At 64.6% G+C, this 16,708-nt stretch carries 16 protein-coding genes; 9 read left to right on the forward strand and 7 right to left on the reverse strand.

Annotated elements, in window-relative coordinates; genetic code table 11:
- Positions 1 to 50 precede the first annotated feature (50 nt).
- From H4V95_RS10225 to H4V95_RS10235, 3 genes are all read left to right on the forward strand, one after another.
- The gene (locus H4V95_RS10225) at positions 51 to 383 is read left to right on the forward strand and encodes a hypothetical protein (protein ID WP_209730241.1); all 333 of its coding nucleotides are present in this window, start codon (positions 51 to 53) and stop codon (positions 381 to 383) included.
- Positions 380 to 1,765, forward strand: coding sequence for an amidase family protein (locus tag H4V95_RS10230; RefSeq protein WP_209730243.1), 1,386 nt, complete (start codon positions 380 to 382; stop codon positions 1,763 to 1,765). Before H4V95_RS10225 ends, H4V95_RS10230 begins: the two co-directional genes overlap by 4 nt.
- A gap of 211 nt (positions 1,766 to 1,976) precedes the next feature.
- Positions 1,977 to 3,563, forward strand: a complete 1,587-nt coding sequence (locus H4V95_RS10235; RefSeq protein WP_209730245.1) for a PucR family transcriptional regulator — start codon at positions 1,977 to 1,979, stop codon at positions 3,561 to 3,563.
- A gap of 7 nt (positions 3,564 to 3,570) precedes the next feature.
- On the opposite strand, the gene H4V95_RS10240 is transcribed toward H4V95_RS10235, so the two are convergent.
- Both H4V95_RS10240 and H4V95_RS10245 read right to left on the reverse strand, forming a co-directional pair.
- Positions 3,571 to 4,503, reverse strand: a complete 933-nt coding sequence (locus H4V95_RS10240) for a polysaccharide deacetylase (RefSeq protein ID WP_209730247.1) — start codon at positions 4,501 to 4,503, stop codon at positions 3,571 to 3,573.
- Entirely contained in the window at positions 4,500 to 5,114 is a 615-nt protein-coding gene (locus H4V95_RS10245; RefSeq protein WP_209730249.1) for a DUF1989 domain-containing protein, read from the reverse strand. Before H4V95_RS10245 ends, H4V95_RS10240 begins: the two co-directional genes overlap by 4 nt.
- 230 nt (positions 5,115 to 5,344) lie before the next feature.
- Between H4V95_RS10245 and H4V95_RS10250 the strand changes: the two genes are divergently transcribed.
- From H4V95_RS10250 to H4V95_RS10260, 3 genes are all read left to right on the forward strand, one after another.
- Positions 5,345 to 6,058 (forward strand): FMN-dependent NADH-azoreductase, encoded by a 714-nt coding sequence (locus tag H4V95_RS10250; RefSeq protein WP_209730251.1) that lies wholly within the window; start codon positions 5,345 to 5,347, stop codon positions 6,056 to 6,058.
- Between the two features lie 252 nt (positions 6,059 to 6,310).
- Entirely contained in the window at positions 6,311 to 7,846 is a 1,536-nt protein-coding gene (locus tag H4V95_RS10255; protein ID WP_209730253.1) for a cytosine permease, read from the forward strand.
- A gap of 505 nt (positions 7,847 to 8,351) precedes the next feature.
- Positions 8,352 to 8,756, forward strand: a complete 405-nt coding sequence (locus H4V95_RS10260; RefSeq protein WP_245345655.1) for a hypothetical protein — start codon at positions 8,352 to 8,354, stop codon at positions 8,754 to 8,756.
- Here H4V95_RS10260 and H4V95_RS10265 read toward each other — a convergent pair.
- Entirely contained in the window at positions 8,753 to 9,949 is a 1,197-nt protein-coding gene (locus H4V95_RS10265) for an IS30 family transposase (protein WP_245345656.1), read from the reverse strand. The two genes, H4V95_RS10260 and H4V95_RS10265, sit on opposite strands and share 4 nt — an antisense overlap.
- Positions 9,950 to 10,053: 104 nt before the next feature.
- Between H4V95_RS10265 and H4V95_RS10270 the strand changes: the two genes are divergently transcribed.
- Positions 10,054 to 10,713: a hypothetical protein gene (locus tag H4V95_RS10270; protein WP_312884094.1), complete on the forward strand. Its 660-nt coding sequence runs from the start codon at positions 10,054 to 10,056 to the stop codon at positions 10,711 to 10,713.
- Positions 10,714 to 10,917: 204 nt separating this feature from the next.
- Positions 10,918 to 12,117: an NADP-dependent malic enzyme gene (locus H4V95_RS10275; RefSeq protein WP_209730255.1), complete on the forward strand. Its 1,200-nt coding sequence runs from the start codon at positions 10,918 to 10,920 to the stop codon at positions 12,115 to 12,117.
- Between the two features lie 359 nt (positions 12,118 to 12,476).
- Here the strand turns inward: H4V95_RS10275 and H4V95_RS10280 are convergent, their stop codons facing one another.
- The 4 genes from H4V95_RS10280 to H4V95_RS10295 form a co-directional block, all read right to left on the reverse strand.
- On the reverse strand, positions 12,477 to 12,791 hold the full coding sequence (locus H4V95_RS10280; RefSeq protein ID WP_209730256.1) for a multidrug efflux SMR transporter: 315 nt from the start codon (positions 12,789 to 12,791) through the stop codon (positions 12,477 to 12,479).
- Positions 12,792 to 12,965: 174 nt separating this feature from the next.
- The gene (locus H4V95_RS10285) at positions 12,966 to 13,640 is read right to left on the reverse strand and encodes a VOC family protein (RefSeq protein WP_209730258.1); all 675 of its coding nucleotides are present in this window, start codon (positions 13,638 to 13,640) and stop codon (positions 12,966 to 12,968) included.
- 340 nt (positions 13,641 to 13,980) lie between these two features.
- The gene (locus H4V95_RS10290) at positions 13,981 to 14,190 is read right to left on the reverse strand and encodes a hypothetical protein (RefSeq protein WP_209730260.1); all 210 of its coding nucleotides are present in this window, start codon (positions 14,188 to 14,190) and stop codon (positions 13,981 to 13,983) included.
- Between the two features lie 89 nt (positions 14,191 to 14,279).
- Positions 14,280 to 15,575 (reverse strand): MFS transporter, encoded by a 1,296-nt coding sequence (locus H4V95_RS10295; protein WP_209730262.1) that lies wholly within the window; start codon positions 15,573 to 15,575, stop codon positions 14,280 to 14,282.
- Positions 15,576 to 15,630: 55 nt separating this feature from the next.
- On the opposite strand from H4V95_RS10295, the gene H4V95_RS10300 reads away from it, so the two are divergent.
- Positions 15,631 to 16,611, forward strand: a complete 981-nt coding sequence (locus H4V95_RS10300; protein WP_209730264.1) for a DUF5937 family protein — start codon at positions 15,631 to 15,633, stop codon at positions 16,609 to 16,611.
- The last annotated feature ends 97 nt before the right edge of the window (positions 16,612 to 16,708 follow it).

The following is a 16,708-nucleotide window of genomic DNA, read 5'->3' on the forward strand; positions in this document are numbered from 1 at the left end:
CAGCCGCGGGTGCGTTCAATCATTCACCACTCCTGAAAGAGCCCGTTCCCATGTCAACCACAACAGCGGCCTTGATCGATGACGCGTATCTGAATGCGTTCCTCAAGAAGCTCGCCATTCTCTCCGCTGGCGAGCCACTCACGGCGGTAGCTATCAGCCGGATTGGATCTGCGGTAAGCGCGTTCATCCTTCCACTGATCCTGCTCAATGTGGGTCTCAGCGGGGTCATGTACCTCCTCGCCGCAGCTAACGTCGTTGGACTCATAGTGACTCTGATTCTCGGCCAGGAAACCAGAGGAAAATCCCTTGCTGAGACCTCCGGAACGGGCCGTTCCGACGTTCGCACATCGCTTCTACAGAGCAGCAAGGAGGCGGACCTGTGACTTCGACACCGCTGCTGGGGGCCACCATGATGTCCGCTACATTGGAATCCCGCATCTCCACTTCACGACGGTTGGTTGACGAGTCGATCGCTAAAGCGGGATCGGACGCGGCCGAGGCTGCCCTGACAGTTCTTACAGAAGAGCGCGCCGTGACAGATGCCTTGCTCAGCGACTCCCGACGGGCCAGAGGGGAGGCGCTCAGTTCTTTGGACGGGGTTCCCATCACTTGGAAGGACGTCTTTGACGTCGAGGACGAAGTCACAACGGCTGGCTCAGAGAGCCGAATGGCGACTCCACCTGCGGTTGCTGACAGCTGGGTGGTGCGGCGCGCACGGAGCATGGGCCTAGTGACAGTCGGTAAAACAAACCTCAGCGAATTCGCTTTCTCCGGGCTTGGCATTAATCAGTACTTTGGTACACCTAGAAATCCGAACAGTGGCACAGAAGCCCTTGTCCCAGGCGGATCGTCATCGGGTGCGGCGGTAGCCGTCGCTGCCGGAGTCTCGCCCCTGGCTGTCGGCACCGACACTTCCGGTTCTATCCGTATTCCTGCGGCCTTCTGCGGGCTGGTGGGGTTCAAGGCCAGCAGCGCACGATATGGCCCGGCCGATTTCGAGCCGTTGTCCAGGACTCTGGACAGTGTTGGTATCATAGCCCGATCTACGGAAGATGTCAGCGCCCTAGATTCGCTGCTCGCTTGGTACCCGTATCATCTCGGCTCCGAGCAACCTGTCCTGCGTGCGGTCATTCCGGAGGGCGAGTGGATTGATGAGTGCTCCCCGGAGGTGTACCGGCTTTTCACCAGGGCCGTCCGGGACCTTCGGCGCGCCGGCATGAACATTGAGATGCGCCCCCTGCCCTCGATGCGGGTGGCGCAGGATCTGATGGACCGCCATGGGACCATTGTCGGCGCGGAGGCTTTCCTGCTCCATGAGGCTGATCTGCAGTCCGGACAGATTGAGGCTGCTACCCGGCGGCGACTGGTGCGCGGCATTGCCGACCAGGATGCGGTGGCGGTGGTGTACCGGCAGATGGGGCCGCTTCGACGGCAGTTTTCCCGCGAGCTGGCCGGCGCGGCGCTGCTGTGTCCCACGGTGAGGCACCTCCCTCCGGCGATCGCGGCCCTGGCCGCTGACCCCGCCCTGTATGACGCGGCCAACGCGCTGACACTTCGCACCACCATGCTGCTGAGCTATCTGGGCACCTGCGGCATCAGCCTTCCTCTAGTATCCGACTCCGGTGCCGCCTCCACAGGCTTGCTGGTGTCCATGCCGGAGGGATCCGACGGGTCGCTGCTGGAACTGGCAGGATGGACCGAAGGAGCCATCAATGCCCGTCATGCACCGTTTCAGCCCGCAGGAAGCGCAGGGTTCCCGCCGTGAGCCGCGGCCCGCACCCCCGGTCCTGTGCTTCCGGACGGGCGTCCCGGGTGGAGGACCCGCACTGGAGGGTCGGTTCCCGAACGTCGGGGGCCGCAGCGTCCTGCGGTGTTCCCTGCCCGACCCCCTCCGATTGCCCAGCGCCTCACCTGCATGCCGCCGCCCCGGAGTCCACGCCCGCTAGAACCGATCAGTCACCGAAAGGTGGAACCTTGTGCAACGCGATCTACGCCCCGGTCATCCCCGCAGCCTGTCCATCGCCGCCTTATGTGAGGACGAAACGCTCCGCCTGGACGTCCTTCTGGGGGATAAGAACGCCTTAGCGGCGGAGATCGCGTGGCTTCATGTGACGGAGCTGCCTGATCCCTCCAGATATATCCGGCCGACCGAGCTTGTTCTCACCAATGGTTTGTGGCTGGAGCAGACATCGTCTGAGGACTTTGTGCGGGCCGTGGCCGCAGCGGGTGCAGCCGGCGTCGTCTTTGGTCTGACGGTTCTCACCCGGACGGTGCCTGAGGATCTGATGCGGGCCTGCGGGCTGGCCGGCCTGCCCCTGCTGAGCGTGCCCGTTGATGTTCCGTTTGCCGCCCTGACCCAGGCTGCGGCCCGCGTCCAGGGCGAGATTCAGCAGGAATCGCTCCTGAAGGCGCTTCGGCGCGGGGACGCTCTTACCTCGGTGATGTCCCAGGGCGGAGGAGCCTCCGGTGTATTGGAGGTCCTGGCCCGCGAGTTCGGGTTTCCCCTGGTGCTCATCGATCGGCGGGGAACCGAGCTTGCCGGCAGCGGGGACGCGCTGCCGCCGGCGCAGCTTGAAGCTGCCGCGAAAGTGCTGGCCAGGAGGCCGCCTCCGCTGGAGGCGGAAGGAATATGGCCGGATCCGGCGTCCTTGTTCCTCATCGTTGATGCCGTCGGGGAGGTCGAGGCGGGCCTATTCTGCCTGCGACCGCATCACCTGCTGACGGTCGAAGAGCAGGTTGCCTTGAATCAGGGGGCGCGTTTCCTCAACCTTGATGTCGCCCAGAGACAGGCAATACGGGCTGCGGAGTCCCGCTTTTCCGGGGAACTGCTGGAGATGATCCTGTCAGGCTCCGCGCGGGTGGCGGAGGTGCCGGACCGGTTGCGCGCCTTCGGCATCGACCCGGAGGGCACTCTCGCCCTGCTGGTGTTTGCCTTGGCCGATGCCCCGTTGCCCTCCGATCTGGACTCCGATATCGAGGCGTTGGTCAGGAGCAGCAGGTTGCTGCCGGTGGTTGCCGGCGGAAGCCAGGACATTGTGGTCATCACCTCGTGGAGCCGCGGGCTGGAATCTTTGCTGGAGTTCGCTGAGTCCCTGCGGGCCGAACTGGCCAGGGCCCACCCGAGAAGGAAACTGGTCGTCGGGGTGGGTGAGCCCGGTGAGGGTGTGGGCCTGCTGAAGGAGCAATTGATCCGGGCGCGCGCCGCGGCAAATGTACTTAAGCGCAGGAAGGCAGGGGCGTTGACCGCTACCGCGGCCAGCTTGGGAACACATTCGATGTTGCTGGCCTTGCAGCGTGATGCGACCCTGAGCCGGTTCGCAGCTGAGGAACTCGCCGCGATCAGGCAGCATGATCTGATGCGCGGGACCGAGCTGGAGGCGACCCTGCGGGAGTTCCTGAACCGTAACGGTCACTGGGCTTCCACAGCGGAGGCCCTCTTCCTGCATGTGAATACCCTGCGGAACCGTTTGGACCGGATCGGTTCACTGACCGGCAGGGACATGAGCAACTTCGCCGACCGGGTCGATCTGTTCCTTGCGTTGGAAGCCGACGCGATGAGCTGACCGGGAGTCAGCCCGGGAAGCTCTCCAACGCCGCGTCGGAGAGCTTGGTGAGGGTGCGCTCGGCGGTGTGCTCGTCCTTCAGCACGAGCTCCGCCGTCGCAGCGCAGGTGGCGAAGGTGACATCTCCGCAGTCCTGGGCGTACTCAATCAGCCCGCGCAGTGCAAGCAGCCGGCCCGGCCGGCCGGAAAGAAACGGGTGCGCGCAGAGGTTGAAGAGCCCGCCGAAGTGCCGCATGCCATCGAGTTCGGCCCTCCATACTTCCACGGCCCTCGCGGGCGACTGGATGATCGAGCCGATGTCGGGCGCCGGCAGGAACGCGTATTGCTCCCAGTCGTCCAGGGACCAGTGCACGGGCAGCTCGACCAGCCGGCCGGCGGGGGTGGAGATGGTGTAGGGCCGGTCATCGCCCATCAGCGACGAGTCGTAGGTCAGCCCGTATTCGGCGACGAGGGCCGGGGTGCGCCAGCTGGCGCACCAGTTCGCGGCCCGGTATCCGGTGACGGCGATGCCCTGCGCATCGAAGACGGCCAGGGCCCGTTCGAAATCGTCGCGCTCCTCGGTCATCGTCATGGAGGTCGGCGCCTGGTGGCTGTAAGAATGATGAGCGACCTCATGTCCGCGCTCGATGATTGTCGGGGCAAGGCCCGCCCTGTGTTCGGCCACCCACCCGGGAATGAAGAAGGTTGCCTGAATGTCCAGCTCATCGAGCATGTTCAGGATCCGCGGAACCCCGACGTCGGGTCCGTAGGACTGGTGCGACATGACCATGAGGTTGTCCGCGTAGGACTTTCCACTGCCCAGGATCGGTGTTTCGGCGTCAACGTCGAAGGTCATGGTAAAGACGGCCGACGCACCCTGGCGCCAGTCGGATGGTCCCGGGGTCCAGGCGGGAGCGGGCCGTGTCCTGTTGTCGTTGTGTTCCATCGGTTCGGCTGTCACTGTCCTTGGTTGACGCTCAGATGGAGTTCGGTGGGGGTGCCGTTATTGATGTCGGTCAGGTCCTGGGGGCAGGCCGACACCACGAGCACACAGTCCATGAGGGCTTTGAAGATGATGTGGTCCCCTGCCTTCGTGTCCGCCGGCAGCCAGCTGAGATCCCCTGCGGTATCGGCCGGGATCCGCATGAACACGTTGATGGGCTGGGGCACGGAAGGCATTTCGAGACCGGCGCCGGACAGGGCCGCCTGGAGGTTGGCGGCGCAGGACCGGTGCCCGGGATGCCCCAGCTCCGCGTACCGCTGCGCATCGCACGCCGCGATCAGCATATCGTGGGTTCCCGACGGTGAGGTGTCGGCCACCAGGGCAAGGATCGGTCGCCGTTTGTTGGTCAGGAACTGTTCGCCGACGTGCGGGAACAACCGGCTGATTCCCGTCCGGGTGTGCGAGGCGCTGTGATATTCGGTGATGTCATCGGCGGCGAAAGCGAAAACATCCCCCACCTGGCCTCCGGCAACATCGGTGATCGTCACTTCCTGGCCCCGTTTCATGCGGATGGCCCGCGCATGCCGGGCAGGGATCAGAATGTCGTGGAGAGTCGTCTCGGCTTTCATACCTCCATCCAAGTACGCCATGTCTCCCGGGACCAGTGGAGCAACGTCCATCCGGCGGGGGCAAGGAGTGGAGGAATCCACACGCGGGCGCCCGCGTGGGAGCACATAGGCTGGGCACCCGGCGGCGGCGTTCCATCCATGCGGCCAAGCCGCAGCCCGCCGGCACTCCCCCGCGGCCCAGCCTCTTCACCACATGGTGGCGGGTCCTTCACCAGGTAACGGAAGCAGATATGACAACCCTTCTCCACATCGACTCCAGCGCACGGGCCTCACGGCCCGAGACCGACGCTAGAGGTTCACACACCCGCCGCCTGTCCGAGCGTTTCATCAGCCGCTGGCGGGAGGCTGTCCCCGACGATGCGGTGATTTACCGCGATGTTGCCCTGAATCCGCCGACCCCGGTGACCGGAGACTGGATCGCCGGTGCGTTTACCGCCCCGCAGGAGCGGTCCGCGGAAATGTCAGCCGTCCTGGAGGAAAGCGACCTCCTGGTCGGCGAACTCACCTGGGCGGACGTCCTGGTGATCGGCGCTCCCATGTACAACTTCGGGGTTCCGTCAACGCTGAAGGCGTGGGTCGACAATATTGTGAGGGTCGGGCTGACCTTCGGGTTTGACCGGAGCAGAAAGGGCGATCCCTACTGGCCCATGCTGGAGCCGGGAAAGCATCTCGTCATTCTGACCTCCCGTGGTGATTACGGGTATGGGCCCGAGGGCCGCCTCGAGCACATGAACCATGTTGATAAGGCGCTGGCAACCGCGCTGACCTATATCGGCGTGACGGAAATTACGACCATCGCCGTGGAATATGACGAATTTTCGGACACACGGGTGGAGGATTCGTTGTCGGATGCCCTCGCGGAAATTGATGCGCTGGTCGAATCGATGACGGGTGGCTCGGGAACCGCGTCCGATGACCGTCGTCAAACAGTGCAGGTCGGCTGAAAAACGCCGCATTCGGGGCCACACCGGAGGGACGTGTTCCCTTCGCTCTGTGGCCCCGGGTGCCGGCGGGACGATCCGAATCGACGGACGCGGCCCTCACCCCGCATCCCGGGGGGGCCGTTCGAAGTGTGGACGATCATCCATTGGCCGCAGGTCGCTCGTCCCTGTTGTATGAGCCTCATTACAGCTGCATAGCCCGGCCCCGAAGGGAATCCACCCGGGGCCCTGATCCCTCAAAGGAGAGACGCGATCATGAACCTACAATCCCGGCCGGAGTTCCCGGCCCCACCGCTCTTACCGGCAGCAGCTGACTCAGGCCGCCCGGAAACGCCCGGTACGGTTTCCGAGCTTGAACAGAACCTGCAGCCCATTCCCGAATCCCTGCGAACGAAGAAGGTGTCAGGGCAGTTCTGGATCTGGGCCGGCGCCAACCTGGCCCCTATTAACTGGGTGCTGGGCGCCCTGGGAATCCATCTTGGCCTGGGCTTCAGCGACACGGTGATCGTTCTGGTGGCCGGGAACCTGATCGGCATGACCCTGTTCGGGTTCTTCGTCCTTCTGGGGCAGCGGACCGGGGCGACGGGGATGGTCCTGGGGCGCGCCGCCTTCGGCCGGACAGGAAATTACCTGCCGGCCATGACCCAGGCTGTCCTGGGCATCGGCTGGTGCGCCGTGAACACCTGGATTGTTCTCGACCTTGTCATGGCACTGTTCGGGTCGATGGGCTGGGTGGATCCGGAAGCTCCGAACTACGCAGCGAAGATCCTGGTGGCCGCGGCAATCATGGGTCTGCAGGTTCTCATTGCGTACTTCGGATACAAGGCCATCGCAGCCTTCGAGCGGTGGACGGTACCGCCGACAATCCTTGTCCTGATTGCCATGTCAGCGGTCGCCTGGTTCGGAATGGATATCGACTGGGGATACCAGGGCCCTGCGGGCGCCGTTCTGACCGGCATGGAAAGAATCACCGCCATGAGCGCGGTCATGACCGCCATCGGCATCGGATGGGGCATCACCTGGTTCACGTACGCGGCGGATTACTCCCGTTTCGTCAGCCGGGAAGTCAAACCCAGGCGCCTCTACCTGGTGTCCGTTCTGGGCCAGTTCATCCCCGTGGTCTGGTTGGGCATCCTCGGCGCCAGCCTGGCAACCAAAAGCGGAAGCATCGACCCCGGCCAGCTGATCGTCGATAACTACGGCGCCCTTGCCATCCCGGTGCTGTTCATGGTCCTCCATGGCCCGGTCGCCACCAACATCCTCAACATCTATACCTTCACCGTGTCAACTCAGGCCTGCGACGTTCGAACCCCCCGGCGGACCCTGAACCTCGTCGTGGGCGTCCTTGCTCTCATTGTCGTCATCTTCTTCATCTTCCAGACCGACTTCGCGGCCATCATTGATGCCTGGCTGATCGGCCTGGTGGCGTGGATTGCTTCCTGGGGCGCCATCATGCTCGTCCACTTCTACTATCTTGAACGCCGCAGGCCCCTGGGGACAGAACGCCTCTTCGATCCGGCCGGAAGCACAAAGGTCCCTGCCATCAACTGGGCCGGAATGATCGCGCTGGCGTCCGGGCTCGTGGCGACCTGGCTGTTCATGTACGGCCTATTGCCTGCCACCCAGGGACCCGTGGCGAAAGCCATGGGCGGCCTGGACCTGTCCTGGCTTGCAGGAGGCCTCACCAGCGCGACCGTCTATGCCGTGCTCGGTTCCCGGGTCCATAACCGCCTCGCAGCTGCCCAGGTCGTGGCAGATGACAATGCGAAGCAGGCCGCACTACGGGCATGATCGGCGTCGGTGGCGGGCCTTCCCCGACGCTGCCGTCACCGCCGCCGATCACCTGCAGTCCGCGGGATCGTTGACCCCGGGGACGTTCCAGCAGCTGGCCGACCTTATTAGAACTCTCGATGCCAGCCAGCGCAGTAGATGGTCACACTAGCGTGAAGGAAATCATGGATAACACCCCGGCTTTCCGGCCGAACAGGAATGACTGGCCGGACGTAGTACCCCCTCATCGGGTTGCAGTCAGCATTGACGGCCATGTCCTGTACGAAGGGTTTGTTGACGACAGAACAAAAGACGGAACGGTTATCTGGGTCCATGGCAGTGATGGATACCACCGACTACTGCACGTCACTGACGGTATTCATCTGTCGAGGCTGGGAACTGAGGGGAAACCGGCCAGTTCTTGCGTCCCCCCAACGAACTCATCTTCAGGCGGTTGATCCCTGCCGGTATCCACTGGTCACGCCTACCGGGCGCACTGCAATCAGATATTTCAAAGGAGCTTTTCATGACTGGTTACACCCCGCTCTGGTCCCCCCTTCGGATCGGTTCCACTGAACTGGACAACCGGGTTGCACTGGCCCCGATGACGAGGATCAGCGCAACCGAGGACGGACACGCCACGGAAAGAATGGCCGCCTATTATCAGAGGTTCGCGCGCGGAGGCTTCGGACTTCTGATCACGGAAGGAATCTATCCGGACACGGCCCATAGTCAGGGCTATCACTTCCAGCCGGGTATCGCTACGGAAGAGCAGACCCAGTCGTGGGCGAGAGTTGTCGAAGGCGTTCACGCGGCGGGCGCGAAGATGTTCGCCCAGTTGATGCATGCGGGGGCGCAGAGTCAGGGAAACCGTTTTGTGGACTCCGCAGTAGGACCGTCAGCGGTAGCACCAAAGGGTGGGCGAATTTAAGCGGTCGTTGCAACGATGGGTTTGCCTGGTTCGAATAGTAGTCGTTCCATGGCTTGTGCGGGGGTGATCCCGCCGAGTGTTTTGCGGGGCCGGTCGTTGAGTTCGGTAGCGACTTCGAGCAGCCGCTGGGGTGAGTGCACGGACAGGTCTGTGCCTTTGGGGAAATACTGGCGTAGCAACCCGTTCGTATTCTCATTGGAGCCCCGCTGCCACGGTGAATGAGGGTCGCAGAAGTAGATGGCCATTTTCGTGGCCATGGTGATCTGGCGGTGTTGGGCCAGTTCGGTGCCCTGATCCCAGGTCAGCGACTTAGCCAGGTGTGCTGGGAGGGTCTTGATGGCCGCCAGGAGACCGTCACGGACCGCGATGGCGCCGTGGTCCTCGGGCAGGTGGATGAGGATCGTGAACCGGGTCTGGCGCTCCACGAGGGTGGCGATGGCCGAGCGGCAATTTGAGCCCAGCACCAGATCCCCTTCCCAGTGGCCAGGGACGGCGCGGTCTGCGACCTCGGGGGGCCGTTCGCTGATCAGGATCATGTCTGGGATCTTCCCCGAACTCTTAGCAGCGGTGGAGCGTCTGGGACGCCTCATCGCACGGCCGGTGCGCAGGTGTTGGTGCAGGTCAGCGCGTAAATGACCGCGGCCCTGGACATACAGTGCCTGGTAGATCGTTTCGGGACACACCTGCATCTCCGTCCGGTCTGGGAACGCCGCGGCGAGGTGGTCGCTGATCTGCTCGGGGCTCCACTTCACGCACAACTTGGCCTGTACTAAGGATGCCAGTTCCAAGTCATCAAACTTACTGGTCTTGGGCCGGCGTCCGCGCAGCTCGGCCCGTTTCTGGGCAGCATACGGAGCGTACTTCCGCCGCCCCCGCGGACCCGGTTCAGGGCCGTTGCGGTGCAGCTCACGGCTGACCGTCGAAGCCGACCGTCCCACCTCTCGGGCGATCCCCCGCACACCGGTCCCGGCCAGATGCAGATCGGCAATCCGCAGCCGATCCTCTAGGCAGAGGTACCGACCCGACGGCTCCGGCTTGGCACGCGGGATTCGTCCACCGGTTGCTTGCCGCCAACGTCGTCCAGTTTGTCGATTCACACCCACAGCATCACACGCCGCCGTCAACGTGGAGCCCTGCGCCATCAACACCCAGAACCGCGCCTCTTTCTCGATCCGTTCCTTCTTCGACAACATACGCAGCACCTCACATCAATAGGGGTGTTGCAACGACCGCTTGAGCTCGCCGTGAGCAACTGGCCTTTTACCGTGGTGAGGGCCCGTATCCCGTTCCTTCGGAAATCACCATGGCCCAGATGAAGGAGGTCCGGGATGGTTTCGTGGTGGCTGCGCTGCACGCGAAGCAGGCCGGTTTCGACGGTGTTGAGATCCATGGCGCGAACGGGTACCTTCTTGATCAGTTCCTCACGGAGTACCTGAACCAGCGCACCGACAATTACGGCGGCTCGCCGGAAAACAGGGTGCGCTTCGCCGCGGAAATCTGCCGCGCTGTCCGAGAAGCCGTAGGCCCGGACATGACAGTGGGAATCCGCACCTCCCAGTCCAAGGTCAGCGACAATCACCACCGCTGGAGCGGAGGAGTTAAAGAAGCAGAAGTCATTTTCTCCACGCTCGGTGCGACCGGAATCGACTTTATCCACACCACCGAGTACCGCGCGACCGAGCCCGCGTTCGAAGGTTCCAGGGAAACTCTGGCCGCCTTGGCCAAGCAATACTCCGGAGTGGCCGTGATCGCTAACGGCATGCTCGACGATCCGGACACCGCCGTGTCCATGTTGGCACAGGGCTCAGCGGACGTCATTTCGCTCGGCAAAGCCGCCCTGGCCAACCGGAATTGGCCGCATCTTGTCCGGGACAATCTGGGATTCGACGAACTCGACCCTTCCGTGTTCGCTCCCCTGGCAAATGTCAAGGACTGGGAATTGAAGGAGCCAGCCTGAACCGCACCCAAACCTGACGGACAAGGCCACGCGTACCGCCATGTCCGGCGGGTCCCGTACCAACGAGGCGGCACACACCGCCCATTGCAGGGGGCCCAGCCACCTCGGGGCTTCCTGTCCACACCCTTCCCACAGCCTGCGTGTCCACTCGGGCCCAGGTTCCCTTATGCCGTGTGCGCACGGTGAGCACCAGGAGACAACGACGTGTCCCTTCACGAAACTACAGCCACCGACAACTCCGCAGCCACAGCATTGAGCGAAGCCGAGATATTCGACGCTCACCGTGGCGGCAAGCTCTCCATTGCCAGCACCGTCCCTCTGTCCAACAAGCGCGACCTGTCCATCGCCTACACTCCGGGAGTGGCCGAAGTCAGCCGCGCCATCCACGCTAACCCGGAGCTGGCCCGCACCCTCACCTGGGCCGAGCGCCTGGTGGTTGTGGTCAGCGACGGCACCGCTGTCCTGGGTCTTGGCAATATCGGAGCCAGCGCATCACTGCCCGTGATGGAGGGCAAGTCCGCATTATTCAAGACCTTCGGTGACCTTGACTCCATTCCGTTGGTGCTTGACACCACGGATGTGGACGAAATCGTGGAAACTCTCGTCCGCCTGCGCCCCAGCTTCGGCGCGGTCAACCTGGAGGACATCTCCGCACCCCGCTGCTTTGAGTTGGAGGAAAAGCTCATTGAGGCACTGGATTGCCCCGTGATGCATGATGACCAGCACGGCACCGCCGTCGTGGCCCTCGCTGCACTCACCAACGCCGCCAAGGTGACTGGCCGCGAACTGGACAGCCTGCGCGTCGTGGTCTCGGGTGCAGGGGCGGCAGGCATCGCCGTCGCCGAAATCCTGCTGGCCGCCGGCGTCACCGATGTGGTCCTGCTGGACTCCCGCGGCATCATCAACTCGGGCCGCAAAGACCTTGCCGCGGACCGCATCAGCAAGAAGGCGGACATCGCCGGCCGCAGCAACCCCCGCGGCGTGGAAGGCGGCCCTGCCCAGGCCCTCACCGGAGCCGACGTCTTCATCGGCGTTTCCTCCTCCAAAGTCGACGAAGCGCACCTCGCGCTCATGAACCAGAACGCCATCGTCTTCGCTCTCTCCAACCCGGACCCCGAGGTCCTGCCCGAGGTCGCCGTAAAGTACGCAGCCGTGGTGGCCACTGGCCGCAGCGACTTCCCCAACCAGATCAACAACGTCCTGGCCTTTCCGGGCATCTTCCGCGGCGCCCTGGACGCCGGGGCCCGCCGCATCACCCCTGCCATGAAGCTCGCGGCGGCCTACGCCATCGCCGACCTCGCGGCCGAAGACCTTTCGGCCGACTACATCGTGCCCAGCCCCCTGGACCCGCGCGTGGCCCCCGCCGTCACCGCAGCCGTCGCCGCAGCGGTGGCAGCGAGGTAATTTCCTGCCACTGGGGCCAGCCGCGAGGAATCAGTCAACAGTACGGGAACGGTGATGAGGTGCAATGACCGGCGCAGTAGTCCGCGGCTGGGAAGGATATCTCGTACCCGGAACGAAAGCCCCAGTCGGGTTTGCCCGGCGCGCAGAGGTCGTAGAAGGCGGGGTTTAGTTCTGCAGGTCCACGAGGGGTGGGTCGACGGCGACAGGAACAATCGCGGGAGCGCCCTGGCGCCCCCGCGGGCGGCCGAACAACTGTGAGCGTGGCCGTGCCCTGAGGGCGGTTGCCGGGTGCCCCGCCGGGCTGGCATGGGCTTATGCCGTGTCCCGCGTGGTGGGAGCCCAGGCGGAGGGACACCGGCCTAGTGGATGGTTTTGAGTCCAATGACGCCGCCGATGATCATCATGAGAAAGACGGCCTTGAGCAAGGATGCCGGCTCGGTGCCGGTGATCATGGCGTAGGCAACGGTCAATGCGGCACCGATGCCTGTCCACACGGCGTAGGCCGTGCCGATGGGAAGGTCCTTCATGGCGAACGCGAGTCCGGCCATGCTCGCGAGGAGCGACGGGATGAGGATCAGTGTTGGTCCGAGTCTGGTGAATCCCTCGGATTTGCCCATTGCGGTCGCCCACACGGCTTCGAGGACACCGGAGATGATCAGGACAATCCACGCCATGACAGCCTTTCGCGCACCGGCCCTTGGGAGGCGTGGTGCTTGGTATCCGGGAGGCGTCGGGCGACGTTCCTCCCGCGCTTCACGCGGAGAGCGCCTTCGCGTGGTTGATTCAATCCCGGCCGGCCGGGACACGGGGTCAGTACAGCTGCCCGGGACAAGCCGGCTGGATGCCGATCACTGCCGGTGGCCTCGTCGACCGGAGGTGTTCTCGGAGGGGTAACCGGCATGCGCCGCACCCGGCGGATCGGATGAGGGCGGGTGCGGTGAAGCGGGTTGTTCGCGGACCGGCGGGGTCTGGCCAGCGGGCGGCGCCGCGGGGTACCACTCCTCCGGTTCGGGCCACTGATATCCGGTGGGGATTGTGTAGGTTTCGAAGGTCGTCGTTGTTGCGGCTTCTGTTCCGAAGAAGGCGAAGGCGTTTTGTCCCATGAACTTCCCGGACTGCGTGGAGGGGAACCCTCGCTGGGTGAACTGCTCCAGACGCTGCTCCCAGGGGAGCTGGCCGCAGTCGAAGGCCACGTGGTGAATCCCCTCTCCGTGCTTGTCCAGGTGCTCCTGGAAGATTGAGGGCCCGTACAGGGGCTGCATGAGCTCAATTGCCAGGTCGCCGACATCGGCGAAACACACCTTGATGGCGTAGTCCGCGGGCTCGCCGTCATAGGTGCGCTCTGTGACGGTGGCCGAATCGAAGGTGTAAACACGCCAGGGGCCGATGCCCAGGCGGACGAGCCCTTCCATGGTCTTCCGGTGGTCCGCGGTGACAATGCACACTTCGAGGAGATTTCCGAGGAAGCTGTTCGACAGGGTCGTAGCGCTGGTGACCTGCGGCAGCTGCGGAGCATCGTTCATAAGAGTGAACCCTTACGGTAGATCGGGTCGAAAGAGAGGCAGACGGACCCTGGCGGGGCCCCGGGCATGCGCCGCCGGGCACGGAGGTCCCCGGTTGATTCCGGCGGGAACGGTGTGGGCTCCGTCCGCGGTCTTTGCCCGTGTTGGCGGATACTCCCATGACCTGCATGTCCCATAGGACCACCGGACGTCATCGGGTGGTGATGGAGGAAGCTACAACAAGCGGCCGACCGGGGTGGTGATCTCGCCATGGCCTTGGGGGGACGCTCCCCCGCCGCGTTTCGCGGGCGACCTGAAGGCAGGCCGCTCGACTGCCCAACCCGTTCCGGCGGGGTCTCTATCAGGGCCGGCCCAGTGAGCGGGGGCGGGCTGGCCGCATCGCACGCAGTGCACGCCGAAGAAGCCGGGCGATTGGGGAGGGGCCGCGCATCGGGTCGGGGGTGCCCGTCCGGCGGCGCTCGGCGTTGCGTCGGTGCTCGGCTGCGGTGAGAAGCCGTGCCTGTTCGGCGTGATGGAGCTGCAGGTAGTGCTCGGCGGTACGGTGCGGCATGTGGTGTCTTTCAAGGTTGAGGTGGCTGAGGGCCGGGGCGTGGGCTCATCCCGGTGGGGTCATGGTGTGAGAGTGGGAGCTGCGGAGGTTCAGGTTTTGGGTTGCCCGGCATTGACGGCGGCCCGGCGGGCTATGGCGGTCATGCCGAGGGCGGATCCCAGGAAGATGGTGGCCAGAACCACCCAGCCCGCCATGCCGTTCTGGATGACGGTGAGCGCCATGATTCCTGGGGTGAACATCATGCCGATTGAAAAGGCCATGGCGAACATCCCCTGGTACTCACCGACACGTTCAGGCTCGGCCAGTTCGTAGCTCAGGCCCCAGGTGCCGGCCGAGGACAGGATTTCGGCGAAGGTATGAGCGGTCATTCCGATAGCCAGGAGCGCAACGGCCAGCCCGGGGCCCACTCCGGCTGTTGCAGAATAGATCCCGCAGGTAAGAGCCATGGTGATGCCGGCGATTGCCACGACATTGCCTGCCCGCCGCAGATCATGGGTGCCCCGCGACAGGGGCATCTGCAGGGCGATGACGAGCACTGTATTGATGACGAGCAGGATGGAGACCATCACGATGGGTGCGTCCGTCCGGTGGGCAATCCAGAGCGGGAGCCCGACCTCCGCGAGGCCGAACTGCAGGCCGAACAGTGCGGAGAGCACGGCCAGTGCGAGATAGCGCGGGCTTTTCCATACGGAGCGTCCACCACGCGGCGCCCGTGTGCTGTCTGCATGACGGGCGGCGTCGACGCGGCCCGGAAGACGCACGGTGATGAACATGCTTGCGAGCGTCGCGGCCGCGGCGACACCGGTGGTGGCGTAATAGGCCTGCGGCGTGTTGATCAGCAGCGGCACTGCGGCGATGGCACCGCCGACCGCGACTCCGATGTTCTGGACGGTGCGCAGGACCGCCCGGGCACCGACGCGCTCGGACCCGGTGAACGCCCGGCCGATGATCGCGGAGCGGGCGGTGTTCGCGCCGCGGTTCCCACCCACGACCAGGCACGCAATCACGACGGCCGGCCAGAACGATCCAGCGAACGGGAAGCACGCGAGAGCCAGGCCCTCTATGGCGACGAATGACACCAGGAGGCGCCGTGCGCTGACGCGGTCCGCGAGGATGCCCCCGAGCATGGATGTCGCGACTCCCACGGCGCTGGCAGCGGTCAGGACGACCGCCACCTCCGCCACGGAGAGCCCGACGATGAAGGTGAGGTAGAGGACGGTGACGGTCATGAACACACCGCGGCCGATGGAACTGACCAAGGTGCCTGCCGCGAGGAGCCGCAGCACCCGGTCCGCGAACACGGCCGCGAGCCAGTGACGAGGCGCCGGAGACAACGGCGGGGGCGTCTTACCGGTATCCGTGGAGATGTTCGAAGGAGCTGGCATACCTCAGTTCTCCCAGACCCCGACCCTCCCTCACATTGGAGTAGCGTTACGCTACATGTTGGAGTACACCCTCGCCGAGTCGGACCTCGGAGACGTGCGGTTCAGTATTTCCCCCCTGTGCCAGATGAGCCTGTCCCTGCGGTCGTTAAAGGACGCGGCGCGTTATCCGCTGCAGCTGCCGTGGCTGCAGCGCATTGAGGCGCGGCGGTCCGGCCTGGATCTGGAGGTGCTGCTCGCCCTGACCAATGACCGGCTGTGGACACCGGATCTGCTCACCCCGCGCCCCGGATCCCCGTTGACACGGATCGAGGACGAGCTCGATGACCTGGCGCGCGCTGATCCCGGCCGATTCGTGCACCAGCTCAGCGCACTGCACGGAACCGTCCCGGCGGTTCTGCGCGGTGACCCGGGCAAAGTGCTCGAACGCTCCGCCGAAGCCCTTCATGCCTACTGGGAGTCGTGTTTCCAGCCGGACTGGCTTCGGATGCGCACTATTCTTGAGGCGGACATCGCCTACCGGGGCCGGCAGATCGCCCAGGCCGGACTGGCCAGCACGATGAACGGCATCTCACTGAGCATGAAGGTCGCAGGCAACGCCGTTTCCCTGCAGCTGCGCCACTCATCGGATAACTCCCAGCCGGTCGCAGGACGGGGCATCACCTTGGTGCCGACAATGTTTACGACATTGGCCTGCGCGCCGAACGACCGGCGCGAGCCGCCGATGATCCTATATGCGGCCCGTGGGCAGGGCGGGATGTGGCAGCCCGAGCGCCTTGCCTCCGACGCAGGCGCCATTGAACTTCTCGGGGTAACCCGCGCGGGGCTTCTCACGGCGCTGGAGGAGCCGACATCCCCGACCGAACTGGGTATCCGCTTTGGCGTGACCGCCTCCGCCGTGAACCAGCACCTGCGGGCTCTGAGGATCGGCCGGCTCGTCACCTCAACGCGGCACGGACGCAGTGTCCTGTATGCGCGCAGCGAACTCGGCTCGGCCCTGCTGGGTGCGCCCAGCACCGGGCAGGGCCGGGCGCCCTGATCCCGGCAATGGAGCCGGCGGCGGGTGTCCGCAACCGCCTGGCCCTGCGGGCATTGTTGCGCAGGTGAGGCGGCCTGCCGTTGCGTCGATGTCCCGG

Source organism: Arthrobacter sp. CAN_C5, from assembly GCF_017875735.1.
GTDB lineage: Bacteria > Actinomycetota > Actinomycetes > Actinomycetales > Micrococcaceae > Arthrobacter_D.